At 55.6% G+C, this 446-nt stretch carries 1 rRNA gene; it reads left to right on the top strand.

From position 1 onward, the window contains the following. Positions 1 to 12: 12 nt before the first annotated feature. Positions 13 to 446: ribosomal RNA gene (locus DXK94_RS18155) — 23S ribosomal RNA — on the top strand; the annotation flags it as partial.

Genomic DNA, 446 nt, shown 5'->3' with positions numbered 1-446 from the left:
TTGATCTTTTGTGGTCAAGTTTTTAAGAGCACACGGTGGATGCCTTGGCATTAGGAGCCGAAGAAGGACGTAGGAATCTGCGATAAGCCTGGGGGAGTCGATAACCGGACTGTGATCCCAGGGTGTCCGAATGGGGAAACCCCGCCAAGCGCGCGAGTGACTTGGTGACCCGCATCTGAACACATAGGGTGCGTGGAGGGAACGCGGGGAAGTGAAACATCTCAGTACCCGCAGGAAGAGAAAACAATAGTGATTCCGTTAGTAGTGGCGAGCGAACGCGGATCAGGCTAAACCGTTCCATGTGTGATAGCCGGCGGGCGTTGCATGGTCGGGGTTGTGGGACTTTCCATACCAGTTCTGCCGGGCTGGTGGGGTGTGATGTGCGTGCATAGGTGAACGGTTTTGAAAGGCCGGCCAGAGAGGGTGTTAGCCCCGTAACCGTAATG

It is taken from the genome of Arthrobacter sp. RT-1, from assembly GCF_003367205.1.
In the GTDB taxonomy this organism is placed as follows: Bacteria; Actinomycetota; Actinomycetes; order Actinomycetales; family Micrococcaceae; genus Arthrobacter.
This window is presented reverse-complemented; position numbering and strand designations above follow the sequence as displayed.